This window comes from Comamonas sp. CMM03, assembly GCF_019218715.1.
Taxonomy (GTDB): domain Bacteria; phylum Pseudomonadota; class Gammaproteobacteria; order Burkholderiales; family Burkholderiaceae_C; genus Comamonas; species Comamonas terrigena.
Window position 1 is genome coordinate 1,264,066 of record NZ_JAHUXB010000001.1, and the last position, 15,408, is coordinate 1,279,473.

At 65.3% G+C, this 15,408-nt stretch carries 22 protein-coding genes; all 22 read left to right on the plus strand.

Annotation, left to right across the window (positions count from 1 at the left end):
• The first annotated feature begins 89 nt into the window (after positions 1–89).
• The 22 genes from KW830_RS05750 to KW830_RS05855 all read left to right on the plus strand — a co-directional run bounded on the left by KW830_RS05750 (position 90) and on the right by KW830_RS05855 (position 15,405).
• Complete coding sequence (locus KW830_RS05750) at positions 90–929, plus strand: GPO family capsid scaffolding protein (RefSeq protein WP_218332440.1); 840 nt, start codon at positions 90–92, stop codon at positions 927–929.
• A 41-nt stretch (positions 930–970) separates the two neighbouring features.
• A complete protein-coding gene (locus tag KW830_RS05755; RefSeq protein WP_218332441.1) occupies positions 971–1,981 on the plus strand; it encodes a phage major capsid protein, P2 family in 1,011 nt (336 codons plus the stop codon).
• A 73-nt stretch (positions 1,982–2,054) separates the two neighbouring features.
• On the plus strand, positions 2,055–2,789 hold the full coding sequence (gene gpM, locus KW830_RS05760) for a phage terminase small subunit (protein ID WP_218332442.1): 735 nt from the start codon (positions 2,055–2,057) through the stop codon (positions 2,787–2,789).
• A 133-nt stretch (positions 2,790–2,922) separates the two neighbouring features.
• Positions 2,923–3,411 carry a head completion/stabilization protein gene (locus KW830_RS05765; RefSeq protein ID WP_218332443.1) on the plus strand — a complete coding sequence of 163 codons (489 nt, stop codon included), beginning with the start codon at positions 2,923–2,925 and terminating at the stop codon, positions 3,409–3,411.
• 11 nt (positions 3,412–3,422) lie between these two features.
• Positions 3,423–3,632 carry a tail protein X gene (locus KW830_RS05770; protein ID WP_192333298.1) on the plus strand — a complete coding sequence of 70 codons (210 nt, stop codon included), beginning with the start codon at positions 3,423–3,425 and terminating at the stop codon, positions 3,630–3,632.
• An 8-nt stretch (positions 3,633–3,640) separates the two neighbouring features.
• Positions 3,641–3,913 (plus strand): holin, encoded by a 273-nt coding sequence (locus tag KW830_RS05775; RefSeq protein WP_083520276.1) that lies wholly within the window; start codon positions 3,641–3,643, stop codon positions 3,911–3,913.
• Positions 3,906–4,415, plus strand: a complete 510-nt coding sequence (locus KW830_RS05780) for a lysozyme (protein WP_218332444.1) — start codon at positions 3,906–3,908, stop codon at positions 4,413–4,415. The genes KW830_RS05775 and KW830_RS05780 overlap by 8 nt, the downstream gene beginning before the upstream one ends.
• Complete coding sequence (locus KW830_RS05785; protein ID WP_218332445.1) at positions 4,415–4,978, plus strand: hypothetical protein; 564 nt, start codon at positions 4,415–4,417, stop codon at positions 4,976–4,978. Before KW830_RS05780 ends, KW830_RS05785 begins: the two co-directional genes overlap by 1 nt.
• A complete protein-coding gene (locus KW830_RS05790; RefSeq protein ID WP_218332446.1) occupies positions 4,962–5,456 on the plus strand; it encodes a phage tail protein in 495 nt (164 codons plus the stop codon). The genes KW830_RS05785 and KW830_RS05790 overlap by 17 nt, the downstream gene beginning before the upstream one ends.
• A 3-nt stretch (positions 5,457–5,459) precedes the next feature.
• Complete coding sequence (locus tag KW830_RS05795; RefSeq protein WP_218332447.1) at positions 5,460–5,915, plus strand: phage virion morphogenesis protein; 456 nt, start codon at positions 5,460–5,462, stop codon at positions 5,913–5,915.
• A gap of 21 nt (positions 5,916–5,936) precedes the next feature.
• On the plus strand, positions 5,937–6,677 hold the full coding sequence (locus tag KW830_RS05800) for a phage baseplate assembly protein V (protein WP_218332448.1): 741 nt from the start codon (positions 5,937–5,939) through the stop codon (positions 6,675–6,677).
• Positions 6,674–7,015 carry a GPW/gp25 family protein gene (locus KW830_RS05805; protein ID WP_370626093.1) on the plus strand — a complete coding sequence of 114 codons (342 nt, stop codon included), beginning with the start codon at positions 6,674–6,676 and terminating at the stop codon, positions 7,013–7,015. The genes KW830_RS05800 and KW830_RS05805 overlap by 4 nt, the downstream gene beginning before the upstream one ends.
• Positions 7,012–7,872: a baseplate J/gp47 family protein gene (locus KW830_RS05810; RefSeq protein WP_218332449.1), complete on the plus strand. Its 861-nt coding sequence runs from the start codon at positions 7,012–7,014 to the stop codon at positions 7,870–7,872. The genes KW830_RS05805 and KW830_RS05810 overlap by 4 nt, the downstream gene beginning before the upstream one ends.
• A complete protein-coding gene (locus KW830_RS05815) occupies positions 7,865–8,482 on the plus strand; it encodes a phage tail protein I (protein WP_218332450.1) in 618 nt (205 codons plus the stop codon). Before KW830_RS05810 ends, KW830_RS05815 begins: the two co-directional genes overlap by 8 nt.
• 3 nt (positions 8,483–8,485) lie before the next feature.
• Positions 8,486–9,358 (plus strand): phage tail protein, encoded by an 873-nt coding sequence (locus tag KW830_RS05820; RefSeq protein WP_218332451.1) that lies wholly within the window; start codon positions 8,486–8,488, stop codon positions 9,356–9,358.
• A complete protein-coding gene (locus tag KW830_RS05825; RefSeq protein WP_218332452.1) occupies positions 9,355–9,918 on the plus strand; it encodes a hypothetical protein in 564 nt (187 codons plus the stop codon). Before KW830_RS05820 ends, KW830_RS05825 begins: the two co-directional genes overlap by 4 nt.
• A gap of 93 nt (positions 9,919–10,011) precedes the next feature.
• Positions 10,012–11,205, plus strand: coding sequence for a phage tail sheath protein (locus KW830_RS05830; RefSeq protein WP_218332453.1), 1,194 nt, complete (start codon positions 10,012–10,014; stop codon positions 11,203–11,205).
• Between the two features lie 33 nt (positions 11,206–11,238).
• Positions 11,239–11,748: a phage major tail tube protein gene (locus tag KW830_RS05835; protein WP_218332454.1), complete on the plus strand. Its 510-nt coding sequence runs from the start codon at positions 11,239–11,241 to the stop codon at positions 11,746–11,748.
• 43 nt (positions 11,749–11,791) lie between these two features.
• On the plus strand, positions 11,792–12,148 hold the full coding sequence (locus KW830_RS05840) for a phage tail assembly protein (RefSeq protein ID WP_218332455.1): 357 nt from the start codon (positions 11,792–11,794) through the stop codon (positions 12,146–12,148).
• Positions 12,149–12,174: 26 nt separating this feature from the next.
• Complete coding sequence (locus KW830_RS05845) at positions 12,175–12,303, plus strand: GpE family phage tail protein (protein ID WP_218332456.1); 129 nt, start codon at positions 12,175–12,177, stop codon at positions 12,301–12,303.
• A gap of 3 nt (positions 12,304–12,306) precedes the next feature.
• Complete coding sequence (locus tag KW830_RS05850; protein WP_218332457.1) at positions 12,307–14,937, plus strand: phage tail tape measure protein; 2,631 nt, start codon at positions 12,307–12,309, stop codon at positions 14,935–14,937.
• A 27-nt stretch (positions 14,938–14,964) separates the two neighbouring features.
• On the plus strand, positions 14,965–15,405 hold the full coding sequence (locus KW830_RS05855; protein ID WP_218332644.1) for a phage tail protein: 441 nt from the start codon (positions 14,965–14,967) through the stop codon (positions 15,403–15,405).
• The last annotated feature ends 3 nt before the right edge of the window (positions 15,406–15,408 follow it).

A 15,408-nucleotide genomic window follows, 5' to 3' on the forward strand; every position in this document is an offset into this window, starting at 1 on the left:
TGCGCCGCTACAGCGCCAAGCGCTGGCCGCCTACAGGCAAGGCTCAGACCATAGAGGGACCGAACAACCACCCTCTAAGCAGCACACACATGTCCAAGTCCAAATGGTTCCGCGTGGCCACCGAAGGCGCCACCACTGACGGCCGCAAGATCGAGCGCCACTGGATCGACCAGATGGCCAAGAACTTCAGCCCCGCCAAGTACGGCGCCCGCGTCTGGATCGAGCACATGCGCGGCATGCTGCCCGAAAGCGCTTTTGCCGCCCAGGGCGACGTGCTGGGCGTGCAGGCCCGCACCGTGGAGGACGGCAAGCTGGCCCTCTTCGCGCAGATCCAGCCGCTGGAATCCCTGGTGGCAATGAACAAAAAGGGCCAGAAGCTCTACACCTCGATCGAGGTGGACCCTGAGTTCGCCGGCACCGGCGAGGCCTACCTGATCGGCCTGGCCGTCACCGACTCCCCGGCCAGCCTGGGCACTGAAATGCTGCAGTTCGCAGCCCAACTCCCCAACGCCAACCCGCTGGCAGGCCGTAAGACCAACCCCAACACGCTGTTTACGGCTGGCGTGGAATTCGCCCTGGAGCTGGAGCCCGAGCAACCCGCCAGCCCGGATACCGGCGTCCTGACCGCAGCTTTGGCCAAGTTCACCGCCCTGCTGGACAAGTTCCAGTCCGCGCCTGCTGCGCCTGCCGCCCCGGCCGCCCCTGCCGTTCAGCAACACAGCGCCCTGCCAGCCGAAGTGGTCGCAGCACTGGCCGCCGTGCCCCAGACCCTGCAGGCCTTTGCCGATGCATCGGAAAAGTTCAGCCAAGGCCTGGCCAAGCTGGAAGGCAAGCACGACGCCTTGGTGCAGCAACTCAGCACCCAGTCCGCAGACCCGCATCGCCCTGCCGCCACCGGTGGCGCTGGTCGCGACGTGGCCGATTACTGAGCCCGGCCCGCCCCCCTCCACACCCCATTCCAAGGAACCCTATGCACAACGATACCCGCCAGCACTTCGCTGGCTACATGGACCAGCAAGCCCGCAACAACGGCGTGGGCAGCGCTGCCGACAAATTCAACGTCGCCCCCAGCGTTCAGCAAAAGCTGGAAGGCAAGCTGCAGGAATCCAGCGCGTTCCTGGGAATGATCAACATCATCGGCGTGAAAGATATGAAGGGCGAAAAGCTTGCCCTGGGAGTGAGCGGCCCCATCGCCAGCCGCACCAACACCAGCGGCAACAAGTCTCGTCAAACGCGTGATGTCGCCGGGCTGACCGGTGAGCAATATGAGTGCGTCCAAACCAACTACGACACCCACCTCCGCTACGCCACGCTGGACGCATGGGCTCAGTTCAAAGACTTCCAGCCCCGCATCAGCAACTACGTGATGCAGCAGTGCGCCCTGGACCGCATCATGACTGGCTGGAATGGCGTTCGTGCCGATGCAGATACCGACCGCGAAACATACCCCCTGCTGCAGGACGTGAACATCGGCTGGCTGGAGCACATCCGCACCAAAGCCCCGGAACGGGTGCTGAAAGACGGTGCAGTGCAAGGCAAGATCACGGTAGGCAACGGTGGCGACTACGCCCACCTGGATGCCCTGGTCTATGACGCCACCAAGACCCTGCTGGATCCCTGGTGCCAAGAGGATCCACGGCTGGTCGCCATCGTGGGACGCGACCTGATGCACGACAAGCTCTTTCCCCTGATGGAAAAGAACGACGCCCCCACCGAGCGCCTGGCCGCTGACATCGTGGTCAGCCAGCGCCGCCTGGGGGGCCTGCAGGCTCTCGTGGCGCCCTACTTCCCCCCAGGTTCCGTACTGGTGACTCGCCTCGACAACCTATCCATCTACTTCCAGAACGGTGCTCGCCGCCGCGGCATCAAGGATGTGATGGAACGCGATCGCGTCGAGTTCTATGAATCCAGCAATGACGCTTATGTGGTCGAGAAATATGGCCAATGCGCCCTGGTGGAAAACATCCAATCCGCTGCCTGACGCCCCCGCTGTCCCCTTGGGCCGCTGCCGCCACGGCGCGGCGGCCCTTTTTTGACCCGCACACACCAACACCATGCCCCAGACACCCGCCCAGCGGCACCGCGCCCGCATCCTTGCTGCCCAGCAGGCCGCCCAGGCGGCGGCTGCAGACCCCCATGGCCCCATGCAGGGGGCTGAACACGAACTGATGCTGGCCCAGCTCCACGCCCACCTGCGCACCCTCAAGGCCATTCAGTCCGTGGAAAAGAAGATCGAAGCCAAGCGCACCATGCTGGCCGACTTCGATAACTACCTGGACGGCGTGCTGGATGCAGACGCCGGCGCCCAGGACCCCGTGGTCACCACGTTGCTGGTGTGGCACCTGGACGTGGGCAACTGGCGCCAGGGCCTGCAGCTGGCCGGCTACTGCCTGCGCCACGGCCTGCAACTGCCCGACCAGTACCAGCGCAACCTGCCCACCCTGCTGCTGGACGACATCAGCGAAGCCGCCATTGCCGGCAAGCTGGCCGGAACCGATGCCATGGTAGCGCTGGCCCAGGTGGACGAACTCACCAAAGACCACGACACCCACGACCAGGCCCGCGCCAAGCTGCACAAGGCCATCGGCTGGGCTGCCATGGGCAAGACCGCCACGCATGACGTGGACACCAAGCAGCTGCAGCGTGAGCAAGTGGCCATTGCCCTGCCCCAGCTGCAGCGCGCCATCGCCCTGCATGTGCAGATTGGCGTCAAAAAAGATGTGGAACGCCTGGAACGCCGCTGGAAGGAACTGCAAGCGCAGGCCCCAGCCGACCAGGCGCCCGACTGAGCGCACCCCGCGCCGGGCGGCTCCAGGGCCGCGGCCACGCCGGCACCGCCGCGCACGGCCAACGTCCTGGACCACCGCCCACCCGCTCAACCCGCCACCCCACCTGTCCCTCCGCAACGCCGCGCCCTGCACCATGAATGGATTCATCGTCACAGCCAACCCGCCAGCGGCCTTGCAAGAGCCCGTGGTCAGCAATGGCACCTGGTTCCCAGACATGGACCCGGCCCAGGTGCGCAACGCCTGCCGGCTGGATGGCACTGTCACGGCCGACCGCCTGCGCCCTGCGTTGATGGACGCCATGCTCAGCGTCAATGCAGAGCTGCAGGACTGGGCGGATGAACAACGCACCCGCTGGGGCTATGCCTGCCTGGCCAATGTGCCTGCGCCCCAGATGGGTGGCGAAAGCGCCAAAGTCCTCTACTACCGCCGCGCTGTGCACGCATGCCTGCAGGCAGATCTGGCAGACGCCTACCGCAACCTCTCCACCATCCCCGCCGGCTCCGGTAAGGCAGACCGCGTGCTGGAAGACCTGGCCATCCAGGTAGACCAGCACCGCCGCAACCAGCGCTGGGCCATTGCAGATCTGCTGGCCCGCCCGCGCTGCACCGTGGATCTGCTGTAACCCCGCCAGCCATGGCCACGCAAATCCGCACCCAACAAGGCGAAACGGTAGACGCACTGTGCTGGCGCCACTACGGCCGCACCCGCGCCGTGGTGGAAGCCGTCATGCAGGCCAACCCTGGCCTGACCCGCCACGGCCTGGTGTTGCCGCAGGGGCTGCTGGTCACCATGCCGGACATTCCGGTGCCCCAAACCAAACCCACCGTGCAGCTGTGGGACTGAAAGCAACCATGGGACTCAAAACAGACACCGTTGTGGAAGCCGCTGGCAGCGCCGCCTTTGGCCAGAAAATCACCGCCGGTGGCGCAGTGGGCGCCGCTGGTGGCTGGTTCTTCTCCAGCGAATTCGCTGCCGTGGCCGGCCTGGTCATTGCCGTGGTGGGCCTGCTCATCAACTGGCACTACCGCCGTGTGGAAGCCGGTTTCAAGCGCGAAGAAAACGCCCGCCAGCAGCGGGAACACGAAGCCCGCATGCGCAAACTGCAGGGGGAATGCCATGAATAAGCGCACCCCTGCATCCGCCCTGGGCCTGACCGCCGCCATCCTGGTCGCCTGGATCGGGCATGAAGGCTTCACTGCCGCCCCCACCATCCCCACCAAGGGCGATGTGGCCACCATCGGCCACGGTGCCACCCACTATGAAGATGGCCGCCGCGTCACCCTGGCAGATCCGCCCATCACCCGCCAGCGTGCGGGTGAGCTGGCCGCCAACCTGCTGCAGAACACCTACGTGGCCTGCGTCAAGCGCAGCTTGGGCGACACGCCCATGCACCCCGTGGAGTTTGAACAGGCGGTGGACTTCGCTGGACAGTACGGCTGCACCAACTGGTGGAACAGCACCATGCGCGCCCAGTACGTGGCCGGCAACTACGGCCCGGCCTGCCAGGCCTACCTGCGCTACAAGTTCGCAGCCGGGTATGACTGCAGCACCCCGGGCAACAAGCGCTGCATGGGGGTGTGGACCCGCCAGCTCGCGCGCCACGCCGCATGCACGGGGGTGCTGTGATGCTGCGCCCCTCTACCGACCGCCTGGCTGTTGCCGTCCTGATCTGCGCCGTGCTGCTGGCGTCCTTCTACGCCGGCGTGCTGTTTGAAGGCCGCCGCGTGGCCCGTGCCGCCGCGGTCGAACTGCAAGACCTGCAGCGCCGCCACGCCCGCACCACCGTCTGGCTGCGCGGCGAACGCACTGAGGCCGAAGCCAGCTTGCGCCACCGCATCACCACCTTGGAAAACCAGCTCACCGATGACCAGAAAGAAGCCGATGCAGCCCACAACACCCATCTTGCTGGCCTTGGCGCTGGCACTGTCCGCGTGCACGTCCCTGTCGTCCTGCCCGCCAGCTGTCAGCCCGCTGGAATACAGCCCCCCGGACTTTCCGGCGCTGAACCTGGCCCCACGTACGCCGAACTTGACCCAGCGGCAGCAGCAAGTCTTGCCGGCATCAGCCACGACGGGGACCAGGCCATCCGCGAACTCAACCACTGCATTGCCCAGTACGGCGAAGTAAAGCAGGCCTTCACCGCCTGGCGCCAGAAGCTGCAGGAGCTGGACCATGCGCAAACCCCCTAGCCTGCGTGCCCACCTTACCGCCGCGCTGCCGGAATTCGCTCGCGACCCCGAACGGCTGATGATGTTCGTGCTGGACGGCCGCATTGCCACCACCGGCACCGCCGCCCTGGGCTGGCAGTGGCACTACACCCTGCGCACCGTGCTGTGCGACTTCACCGGCCACCCAGACGCGGCGGTGGGCCCCATCCTTGTCTGGCTCCGTGCCCACCAGTCCGACCTGCTGAACAACCCCCAGTCCAAGGGGCAAGCCATCCGCATACAGGCGGAATACCTCAACACCCAGGCGCTGGATCTGGTGCTGGATCTGCAGCTCACCGAATCCGTACACGCCCGCCCCCTGGAAGGCGGTGCACCTGGTGCGTTTGAACTACTGCACCGGGCAGAGCCACCCGGCCCGGCAGACATGCCGCACGACCCGGTCACCTCGCTCTACCTTAACGGCCAGCAGTTGGCTGCCTGGCCAGCGCTGGCGCCCTGACCCATGGCAGACGATCTGCTCCGGCTGGAGGATTGGCTCAGCCCCCTGATTGCACGCCTGCAACCAGCAGAGCGCCGCCAACTTGCCCGGGAAGTGGCCATCAGCGTGCGCAAGGCCAACCAGCAATCCATGGCCGCCCAGCAAAGCCCGGACGGCCAGGCCTGGGAACCACGCAAGAATCGCAGCCGCGATGCCAAAGGCCGCCTGCGCCAAGGCCCCATGTTCCGCCGCATGCGCATGGCGCGCCACCTGCGCACCAAGGCATTTACAGACTCTGCCGTGGTGCAGTTCATTGGCCGGGCAGAACGCATTGCCCGCGTGCACCACTTTGGCCTGCGCGACCGCGTGGCGCCAGGTGGCGCCGAGTACAGCTACCCGGAGCGCCCGCTTCTGGGCATCAGCCAGGACCAGCTGGAGCAACTGCGCGACATCATTCTGGACCGCCTCGCCGGCAGCTGATTGTGTAGACCCTGCCGCTACATGCGCGCGCGCTGGCGCCCGCGCGTAGCGCTGGGCACCATGGCTGGCATGTCCGATCAAGCGCCAGAACACAGCCCGGTAGAGCTGTACCGCCTGCTTGCCAACCTCATCCGTGAGGGGCGTGTGGAAGAAGTGCGCCCTGGCCGCCCTGCACGCTGCCGGGTACGCGCCGGCGAACTGCTGACCAACTGGGTGCCCTGGATCAGCCTGGCCGCCGGCGGCGGCCAGCAGACCCGCCACTGGCGCGTTCCGGCCATTGGTGAACCCTGCCTGCTGTTTTCTCCGGGCGGCGATCTGGGCCAAGCATCCGCCCTGGTGGGCAGCTTCAGTGAAGACATGCCCCAAGGCGCCGACAGCGCCGATGTGGAGCGGCACGACTTCAGCGCCACCGACTACTGGGAACACAACCGCCAGGCCGGCACCCTGGTGCTGGACATTGCCCAGGCCATCACTCTGCGGGTGGGTGCGTCCACCCTGCACATCACGCCGGAAGGCACCACGCTGACCACGCCCGAATACACGGTGGACAGTGCGCAAACCACTTTCACCGGCGCTGTCACCGTGCAAAAGCTGCTCACATTCAATGGCGGCATAGCGGGCAAAGCCGGCGGCGGCGGCCGAAACTCTGTGCAAGGCGGCATGGACTTTGAAGGCGGCCAGATCACCCACGACGGCAAGAACATCGGCAGCACCCACACCCACCCCGATGCGCACGGTGGCAACACCGGGGGCCCGCAATGATGGACCGCACTACAGGCCGCCGTATCACCGGCATTGCGCACCTGCGCCAGTCCATTGTGGACATCCTGACCACCCCGCTCGGCTCCCGGCTGGAACGGCGCACTTACGGCAGCATCCTGCTCAGCCTGATTGATGCCCCCGCCAACTCCATCACCCGCCTGCGCTGCTACGCCGCCATTGCCAGTGCGCTGATGAACTGGGAACCCCGCTTGCGCGTCACCCGCGTGGGGCTGGACTTCGGGCCGGAGCCCGGCCAGGCCATCCTGGCTCTGGAGGGTGATTACAAGGGCCGCAGCGTGAGCCTGTCTGCTGCCCTACCGCTGCGGGGTGCTGCATGAGTGTGGATCTGTCCCAACTGCCAGCCCCCAACGTGGTGCTGCCGCTGGACTTTGAAGCCGAATTTGCGCGCCTCAAAGCCCAGGTGGTGGCAGACATGGCAGACGACTATCCAGAAATGGCCGACGTGCTGGAACTGGAATCCGAACCCGCCACCAAGATCCTGCAGCGCTGGGCCTATGAAAACGTGGCCATGCAGGCCCGCATCAACGACAGCGCAAAGGCCGTCATGCTGGCCTATGCCGTGGATGAAGATCTGGACGTGGCCGCCGCCAACAACGGCGTCCAGCGCCTGGTGGGTGAAACCGACGGCCAACTGCGCCGCCGCGCGCAAATGGCGTTTGAAGGGCTGACCGTCGCCGGCAGCCACGGTAGCTACATCTTCCACGCCCTGGGCGCGGATGCCGATGTGCTGGACGCCATGCCCATCACCACCACCCCGGGCACCGTCCGGGTGTACGTGCTCTCCCGTGTGGGCGATGGAACTGCCAGCCCAGAGCTGCTGCAGAAAGTCCTTGCAGCCCTGAGCCCGGACGATGTGCGCCCCCAGAACGACACCGTAGAGGTCGCCTCGGCCGAAGTGCTGCACTTCGCCGTCAAGGCGCTGCTGCGCCTGTATCCCGGTCCCGCCAGTGCATCCGCGCTGGAACGTGCGGGCGCCGTCCTGGCTGCCTACCTGGCCAGCTGTCGCCGCCTGGGGTACGACGTGGCAGAAAGCGGCGTCCTGGGCGCCCTGCATGTACAAGGCGTGCAAAAGGTAGCACTGGCAACGCCGGTTGCCGACGTGGTGGTGCTGCCCCATCAGGTGGCCTACTGCACCAGCGTGGACATCCAGCCTGCAGAGGGCAGCTATGTCTGACGCTCACCTGCTACCCCCCAACGCCACCCCGCTGGAGCGGGCCATGGCCAGGGCCGGTCGCCTGCGGCACACGCCGGAAGTCATCCGCACGCTGTGGAGCCCCTGGGATTGTCCCCTCCTCCTGCTGCCCTGGCTGGCCTGGGCCTGGAGCGTGGACGAATGGGACCTGGCCTGGACCGAGGCCCAGCAACGCGCCATGGTGGCCGCGTCCATGCGCCTGCACCAAAAGAAGGGCACCACCTGGGCCGTGCGCGAAGCCCTGCTGCGCAGCGGCCTGGAAAGCGTGCGCGTCATTGAACACCCCGAGGGTGCCCACTGGGCGGAATTCGACGTGGATGTGGCCGTGGTGGACCGCCCTCTCACCCAGGCCGCCATGGAGCGCGCCGCCGCGCTGATCCAGGAATACAAGCGCCAGGCCTGCGTGCTGCGCACCCTGCGCACCAGCCTGCAAACCCGCGGCACCGTCACCGTGGGCATGCAGCTGCTGGCTGGCGACACCACCACCGTCTACCCCATGCAGTCAAAAGACATCACGCCCGCAGCGATTGCGCAAGGCTGGGCCTTTGCCGCGCATGACGCCCTGACCACCACCATCTACCCCATGCACTAAGCCGTGAGCACCTACTACACCCTCCTCACCAACCTGGGCGCTGCACTGCATGCCAATGCCCAAGTCACGCAAACCACCGTGCCCTGGACGCACATGTGCCTGGGCGACGGCGGCGGCGCCCCCGTGGTTCCGATGCAAACGCAGACCGCCCTCAAGCGCGAAGTGCACCGCCTCGCCATCACCGACATTGCCCAACACCCCGACAACCCCAATTGGCTGATTGTGGAAGCCGTGGTCCCCAGCGACGTGGGCGGCTGGACCGTGCGCGAAACCGCCATCTACGGCGGCGCCAATGGCGCGCAGTGCATTGCCGTGGGCAACTACCCGGAAACCTACAAGCCCGTGCTGGCCGAAGGTGCCGCCCGCGAGATGGTCATGCGCATGGTGGTTGAAATCAGCAGCACCGCCACCGTCAAGCTCAACATCGACCCGGCCGTGGCCATTGCCAGCCGTGCCTGGGTAGAAAGCCTGGTGGCCTCCCCGCAAAAACGCGGCCTGGTCAAACTGGCCACCGTGGACGAATCCAAGGAAGGTGTGCGCCCAGATGTGGCCGTCACGCCGGAGGGGCTGGGCGCTGCGCTGGAAACTCGGCAAAAAGCCCTGGGTGACGGGCAAACCCGCTCAGCCGGCGCCGGTTACCTTGAAAACATCACATACCCCAACCCTGTGCAGCGGACTTGTGAGGTGCGTGTAATGGGAACCACCAACGCAGCCAATGGCGGCGCACAGATTCACGTCAATGGCATTGCAAAAGCCATTGCCTCCAGCCCTCTGACGGTGGGCTTTGTTTCCGCATCCGTCATCTTGCTCAAAGGTGAGACTTTCAAAGTCGTCCGCTCGAGCATGGGTGAATTTCAGATCGAGGTCATCGCATGATTCCGGTGCACAAATTTTTCAAATCCCCCGGCGGAGAAGTGTTTGCCCTTCTGGCAGACGGTTCGCAGGATGCAGAAATTGCAGCCCGCGACCTCGCGCCTATGTCAGCGGATGAGCTTGCCGCACATCAGAACCCCATCCACCCTATTCCTGTGATCGCTGCGGGCCTGCAGGCCTTGGTCGATGCCGAATACAAGCGCCAAATGGGCCTCATTACCGCGAAGTATCCCGAGGAAGAACGCAGCAGTTGGTACATCCAGACTGCCCAGGCCCAGGCGGTTGTCTCCGGCTCTGCTGCAGCCACGCCATGGCTGGATGCGTGTGCGCAGACCCGCGGCATGCCGCGTGAGGAACTGGCCCAGCGCATCATTGCCCTGGACGCGCAATTCCAGGGCATGCACGGCTTTCTGACCGGTGTTCGCCAATGGCATGAAGAAGAGATTGGCGCCATCGTCGCGGCGGCGCGGTCCGATGAGGCGCAGGCCCGTGCAGAACTGGCCAGCTACGACGTGATGCAGGGCTGGAGCAACGGCCAAACCGAGCCCGCCCCGGCTTTGTGATGTAGACCCCTCCCCTACACCCTCCCGCGCTGGCGCGCACGCGGGCGGGCCGCGACCATTGAGGGGTCGCAAACTCCAGCCCCTCAAGCGCCCATGTCCACCGAATACCACCACGGCGTGCGTGTCCTCGAAATCACCGAAGGCATCCGCACCATCCGCACCGTATCCACGGCTGTGATTGGCATGGTTGCCACCGCATCCGATGCCGATGACGCAACCTTCCCGCTGAACAAGCCAGTCCTCATCACCCACGTGCGCAACGCCATCGCCAAGGCGGGCGTTCTGGGCACCCTGGCCAAGTCGCTGGATGCCATTGCCGAGCAGTGCCTGCCCATCACCGTGGTGGTGCGCGTGGCCGATGGCGTAGGCGAAACCCCGGAAGAAAAGGCCGCCAGCCTGACCAGCAACGTCATTGGCGGCGTGGCGGCGGACGGCACCTACACCGGCATGAAGGCCCTGCTGGCGGCGCAGGGCAAGCTCGGTGTCAAACCCCGCATCCTGGGCGCACCCGGCCTGTCCACCCAGCCGGTGGCCACGGCCCTGGCCACGCTGGGTGAGCAGTTGCGCGGCATGGCCTATTGCGGCACCTACCAGGACACCGTGGGCGACGCCATCCTGTACCGCGGCGAATTCGGCAAGCGCGAACTGATGCTGATCCATGGCGACTTCCAGCGCTGGGACACCGTATCCAATGCCACCGTGGACGCCTGGGCCGAAGCCTATGCCCTGGGCCTGCGCGCCAAGATCGATCTGGAAACCGGCTGGCACAAGACCCTGTCAAACGTGGCGGTCAACGGCGTCACCGGCATCAACAAAGACATCTACTGGGATCTGCAGAACCCGGCCACCGATGCCGGCCTGCTCAACGGTGCGGACATCACCACCCTCATCAACCGCGACGGCTACCGCTTCTGGGGCAGCCGCACCTGCAGCGACGAACCGCTGTTTGCATTTGAAAGCGCCGTTCGCACCGCGCATGTGCTGGCCGACAGCATTGCAGAGGCCCACATGTGGGCCGTGGACAAGCCCCTGCACCCCAGCCTCATCAAAGACATCCTGGATGGCGTCAACGCCAAGTTCCGTGAGTTGATCGGCGGCGGCTACCTGCTGGGCGGCAGCGCCTGGTTTGACGCCACGGTCAATGAAGCGCCCACACTGAAAGAAGGCCAGGCCCTCATCGACTACGACTACACCCCCGTGCCGCCGCTGGAAAACCTCACATTCAAGCAGCGCATCACAGACCGCTACTTCGCTGACTTCGCGGCCAACGTCCAGGCCGCGGCCTGAATGCCCACCACCGATTAGCAGGAGAACACCACCATGGGCATGCCCAAAGTCCTGAAACACTTTGCCGTCTTTGCCGACGGCCTCAACTACACCGGCGAAGTGGAGGAAATCGTCCTCCCCAAACTCACCCGCAAGCTGGAGGAATACCGCTCCGGCGGCATGAACCTGCCCGCCAAGACGGATATGGGCATGGAAGCGCTGGAAGCGGAAATCACCTTCGGCGGCTGGATGAAAGACGTGATTCGCCAGTTTGGCGCCGCCGGTGTGAACGCCGTGCCTATCCGCTTTGTGGGCACCGTGCAAAGCGACGACGACGGCCAATACAGCGCGGTCGAAGTCTCCATGCGTGGCCGTTGGGAAGAAATCGACATGGGCAGCGGCAAAGCCGGCGACAAGTCCGAATTCAAGTGCAAGGTCGCGCTCAACTACTACCGCCTCACCTGGGACGGTGAAGAGCTGATCGAGATCGACGCCATCCGCATGATCGAAAAATTCGCCGGCGTGGACCAGTTCGCCGTCGTGCGCCAGCTGCTGGGCATCTGATGCCCGCCCTCCCCTGAATCCCCTTTTCCAGAAAGCCCCAACCATGCCCGCCAAAGACACCACCACCCAAGACGCAGCCACCCAAGCCATCGATTCCTCCCAGTCCACCGCCGCCCAGGACGACAAGATCCGCATCGTCACCCTGGAAGAACCCATCACCCGCCCCAGCGGCCAGCGGATCGAAGTCATCACCATCCGCAAACCCATGGGCGGCCCCCTGCGCCGCATCGCCCTGTCGGATCTGCTCAGCCTGAACACCGACGCCCTGCACACCGTGCTTCCCCGTGTCACGGAACCCCCACTGGTCAAACCCGACTTCGACCTGATCGACCCGGTGGACCTGGTCAAGCTGGGCACGGAACTGGTGAGTTTTTTCGTGCCGAGGAAGGAGCGCAGCTAAAGCTCCCCGACCGGATTGAAGAGGCCATGGACGTGGTGGCCTTCTTCTTCCACTGGCCCCCCGCTGTCTTGGACGCAATGGACCCCGCCGAGCTGATGCGCTGCCGTGAAAGCGCCATTGCCATCCACAACCGCCTCAACACCCCGGAGAAATAAGCAGTGGCCGACCAAAACATGCGCCTGCGCGTGGTCCTTGACCTGGTGGACAAGGCCATGGCCCCGCTCAAGCGTATCGGCCAGGGCAGCAAGGAAACCGCGGCCACCCTCAAGGCTGCGCGGGAACAGCTCAAACAGCTCAACACCCAGCAGGCGGCGCTGGGCAACTTCCAAAAGCAATCCCAGGCCCTGCGGGAAACCAGCAACCAGCTCAAGGTGCTGTCTCAAAACCTGCAGACCCTGCGTGCATCAGGTGTTGGCACTACGGCACAGATCAAGGCCAGCCAGCAGGCCGTCGAAAAGCAAACAGCCAAGTTCAAGGAACAGCAGGCCACCCTGCTCAAACTGCGTTCCAACCTCACCTCCCTGGGCATCACCAGCGTCAGCGAAGCGCAAAAGCGCATGGGCGCAGACGTCGCGGCCACCACAGCCCGCATCAAGGCGCAGACCGAATCGCTCAAACGCCAGGGCGATCAGCAGCGCAAGCTGGCTCAGATCCAGCAGCAGGCCGCCAAGGGTGCGGCCATTGGCGGCGGCATGGCCGTTGCTGGTGCCGCATCCATCTATGCCGGCAAGCAAGTGGCCCGCCCGGTGTCTGCGGCCATGGGTGCATTTGCACCACAGGAAAACGCCACCACCCAGCTCAAGGCCAGCATGATGAAGGCCGACGGGTCAGTGCCCGAAGAGTTTGAAAAAATCAACGACCTGGCCACCAAGCTGGGGGACCGCCTCCCCGGCACCACAGCGGACTTCATCGAGATGATGACCATGCTCCGCCGCCAGGGCCTGTCTGCCCAAAGCATCCTGGGCGGCACGGGCGAAGCCGCTGCCCTGCTGGGTGTGCAGCTGCAAATGCCGGTCACCGCGGCGGCAGAGTTCGCCGCCAAGATGCAGGATTCCACCCGCACCAGCGAAAAAGACATGCTGGGCCTGATGGACACCATACAGCGCACCCACTACCTGGGCGTGGACAGCGGCAACATGCTCAACGGCTTCAGCAAGCTGTCCCCCATCATGTCCATCACGCGGCAGGAAGGACTGGAATTCGCCAACAGCATGGCCCCGCTGCTGGTGATGATGGACCAGACCGGCATGGCCGGCGAATCCGCTGGCAACGCCATCCGCAAGGTGTTCCAGGGCGGCCTGGACACCAAGAAGCTGGACAAGGCCAACGACCTGCTGGGCGACGCCAAGGCAGGCTTCAAGCTGAAGTTCACAGGCGACAAAGGCGAATTCCTGGGTATGGACAACCTGTTCGCCCAGCTGGACAAGCTCAAAGGCCTGGGCGACAACGCCGTGCTCAAGACCTCGGTGATGAAGCAGCTCTTTGGCGATGACGCCGAAACCCTGCAGGTGCTCAACACCATGATGGACAAGGGCAAGGCCGGGTATGAAGAAATCGCCGCCAAGATGGGCGACCAGGCCGACCTGCAGAAGCGCGTGGACGAACAGCTGGGCACCTTCACCAACGTAGTGGAAGCCGCCCAGGGCTCTGCCACCAACGCCCTGGCCAGCATTGGCAAGGCCATGGCCCCGGATCTGAAGGATCTGGTCAACTGGCTGGGCGAAGCCAGCGGCAACTTCAACAAGTGGGTGCAGGAAAACCAGCAGCTGGTGCGCTGGCTGGGCATGGGCGCGCTGGCCCTGGCCGCCTTCCTGGCCGCCACGGGCGCCCTGCTCATCCCCCTGGGCCTGATCGTCGCCAAGGGCATGGCCGTGCGCTGGATGCTGGCCCAGATCGGCGTCACGTCCGGCCCGCTCACCCTGCTGCGCGGCATGTTCACCTGGGGCGCCAAGCTGCTGCCAGTACTCATGCGCTTTGGCCCGGTGCTGCTGCGGTTCCTGGGACCCATCGGCCTGCTCATTACCGCCGGCATGCTCATTTATCAGAACTGGGATGCCATTGCGGCCGGCGGCCTGCGCCTGTGGACCGGCCTGGTCTCCGCGCTCAGCACCCTGTGGAACGGCATGGTCAGCATGGTCCAAGGCATCTTCTCCGATGGCGTGGGTGCGTGGCTGCAGGCCCTGCTCAACTTCAACCCGCTGGGTGTGCTGTGGTCCGCCATCACCATGGCGCTGGGTGCGCTGGGCATCCAAGTGCCGCAGCAGTTCATGTCGCTGGGCGGCTTCATCGTGGATGGGCTCATTGGCGGCATCACCAACAAGCTGGGCGCCCTCAAAGACACCGTGGTGGGTGCAGCCACCGCCGTGGCCGGCTGGTTCAAGGAAAAGCTGGGCATCGCCAGCCCCTCCAAGGTGTTCACCGAATTCGGCGGCTGGATCAGCGAAGGCGCCGCCGTGGGCATGGAAAAAGGCCAGGCCGCCGTGCGCACCGCTGCACTGGCAGTGGCCGGTGCCGCCCTGGTGCCCGTGGCCCAGGCAGACGGCCCGATTGTTGGCTCTGGCGGCCCAGACGGGGCGGGCGCCATGCCCGTGGTCAGCCGCGGCACCCCCATGGCACCCAGCCTGTCCGTCGCGCCGGCGGCGGGTGGCGGCGGCAACTACAACATCGTCATCCACGCAACCCCAGGCATGACACCCGAGGACGTTGCCCGTGCCGTGACTGCCGAGCTGGACAAGCGCGAACGCGCCGCCGGCGCCCGCCGCCGCAGCGGCCTGTATGACCAAAACTGACGCAGGCCCACCCACATGAATCAATCCATGCTCCTGGCCCTGGGCCAATTCGTGTTTGGCCTGGACACCCTGGCCTATGAAGAATTCAAGCGCAGCAACACATGGCGCCACCCCAGCACCAGCCGGGTGGGCGCCCGGGCGGCCCGCCAGTTTGTGGGCGTGGGGGACGACACCATCAGCCTCAGCGGCTGGGTGTCGCCAGAACTGTGCGGCACCTACGCCAGCGTGGCCGAACTGCGCGCCATGGGCGACAGCGGCCAGGCCTTTGCCGTGGTGGCCGGCATCGGTGAAGTGTTTGGCCAGTACGTGATCGAAAGCCTCAACGAAATCGGCACCCTGCACTTTCCAGACGGTACGCCCCGCCGCATCGCCTTTGACCTGCAACTCACCCGCGTGGACGACGAAGCCGGCGGCCAGCAGGTGGATGTGGACGAAACCGGCCAATACGTGGCCGCCGGTGAGGAATAACCC

Coding starts and splice junctions, on each gene's coding strand:
- KW830_RS05750 (WP_218332440.1), top strand. CDS start 90: ATGTCCAAGTCCAAATGGTTCCGCGTGGCCACCGAAGGCGCCACCACT.
- KW830_RS05755 (WP_218332441.1), top strand. CDS start 971: ATGCACAACGATACCCGCCAGCACTTCGCTGGCTACATGGACCAGCAA.
- gpM (WP_218332442.1), top strand. CDS start 2,055: ATGCCCCAGACACCCGCCCAGCGGCACCGCGCCCGCATCCTTGCTGCC.
- KW830_RS05765 (WP_218332443.1), top strand. CDS start 2,923: ATGAATGGATTCATCGTCACAGCCAACCCGCCAGCGGCCTTGCAAGAG.
- KW830_RS05770 (WP_192333298.1), top strand. CDS start 3,423: ATGGCCACGCAAATCCGCACCCAACAAGGCGAAACGGTAGACGCACTG.
- KW830_RS05775 (WP_083520276.1), top strand. CDS start 3,641: ATGGGACTCAAAACAGACACCGTTGTGGAAGCCGCTGGCAGCGCCGCC.
- KW830_RS05780 (WP_218332444.1), top strand. CDS start 3,906: ATGAATAAGCGCACCCCTGCATCCGCCCTGGGCCTGACCGCCGCCATC.
- KW830_RS05785 (WP_218332445.1), top strand. CDS start 4,415: ATGCTGCGCCCCTCTACCGACCGCCTGGCTGTTGCCGTCCTGATCTGC.
- KW830_RS05790 (WP_218332446.1), top strand. CDS start 4,962: ATGCGCAAACCCCCTAGCCTGCGTGCCCACCTTACCGCCGCGCTGCCG.
- KW830_RS05795 (WP_218332447.1), top strand. CDS start 5,460: ATGGCAGACGATCTGCTCCGGCTGGAGGATTGGCTCAGCCCCCTGATT.
- KW830_RS05800 (WP_218332448.1), top strand. CDS start 5,937: ATGCGCGCGCGCTGGCGCCCGCGCGTAGCGCTGGGCACCATGGCTGGC.
- KW830_RS05805 (WP_370626093.1), top strand. CDS start 6,674: ATGATGGACCGCACTACAGGCCGCCGTATCACCGGCATTGCGCACCTG.
- KW830_RS05810 (WP_218332449.1), top strand. CDS start 7,012: ATGAGTGTGGATCTGTCCCAACTGCCAGCCCCCAACGTGGTGCTGCCG.
- KW830_RS05815 (WP_218332450.1), top strand. CDS start 7,865: ATGTCTGACGCTCACCTGCTACCCCCCAACGCCACCCCGCTGGAGCGG.
- KW830_RS05825 (WP_218332452.1), top strand. CDS start 9,355: ATGATTCCGGTGCACAAATTTTTCAAATCCCCCGGCGGAGAAGTGTTT.
- KW830_RS05830 (WP_218332453.1), top strand. CDS start 10,012: ATGTCCACCGAATACCACCACGGCGTGCGTGTCCTCGAAATCACCGAA.
- KW830_RS05835 (WP_218332454.1), top strand. CDS start 11,239: ATGGGCATGCCCAAAGTCCTGAAACACTTTGCCGTCTTTGCCGACGGC.
- KW830_RS05840 (WP_218332455.1), top strand. CDS start 11,792: ATGCCCGCCAAAGACACCACCACCCAAGACGCAGCCACCCAAGCCATC.
- KW830_RS05845 (WP_218332456.1), top strand. CDS start 12,175: ATGGACGTGGTGGCCTTCTTCTTCCACTGGCCCCCCGCTGTCTTGGAC.
- KW830_RS05855 (WP_218332644.1), top strand. CDS start 14,965: ATGCTCCTGGCCCTGGGCCAATTCGTGTTTGGCCTGGACACCCTGGCC.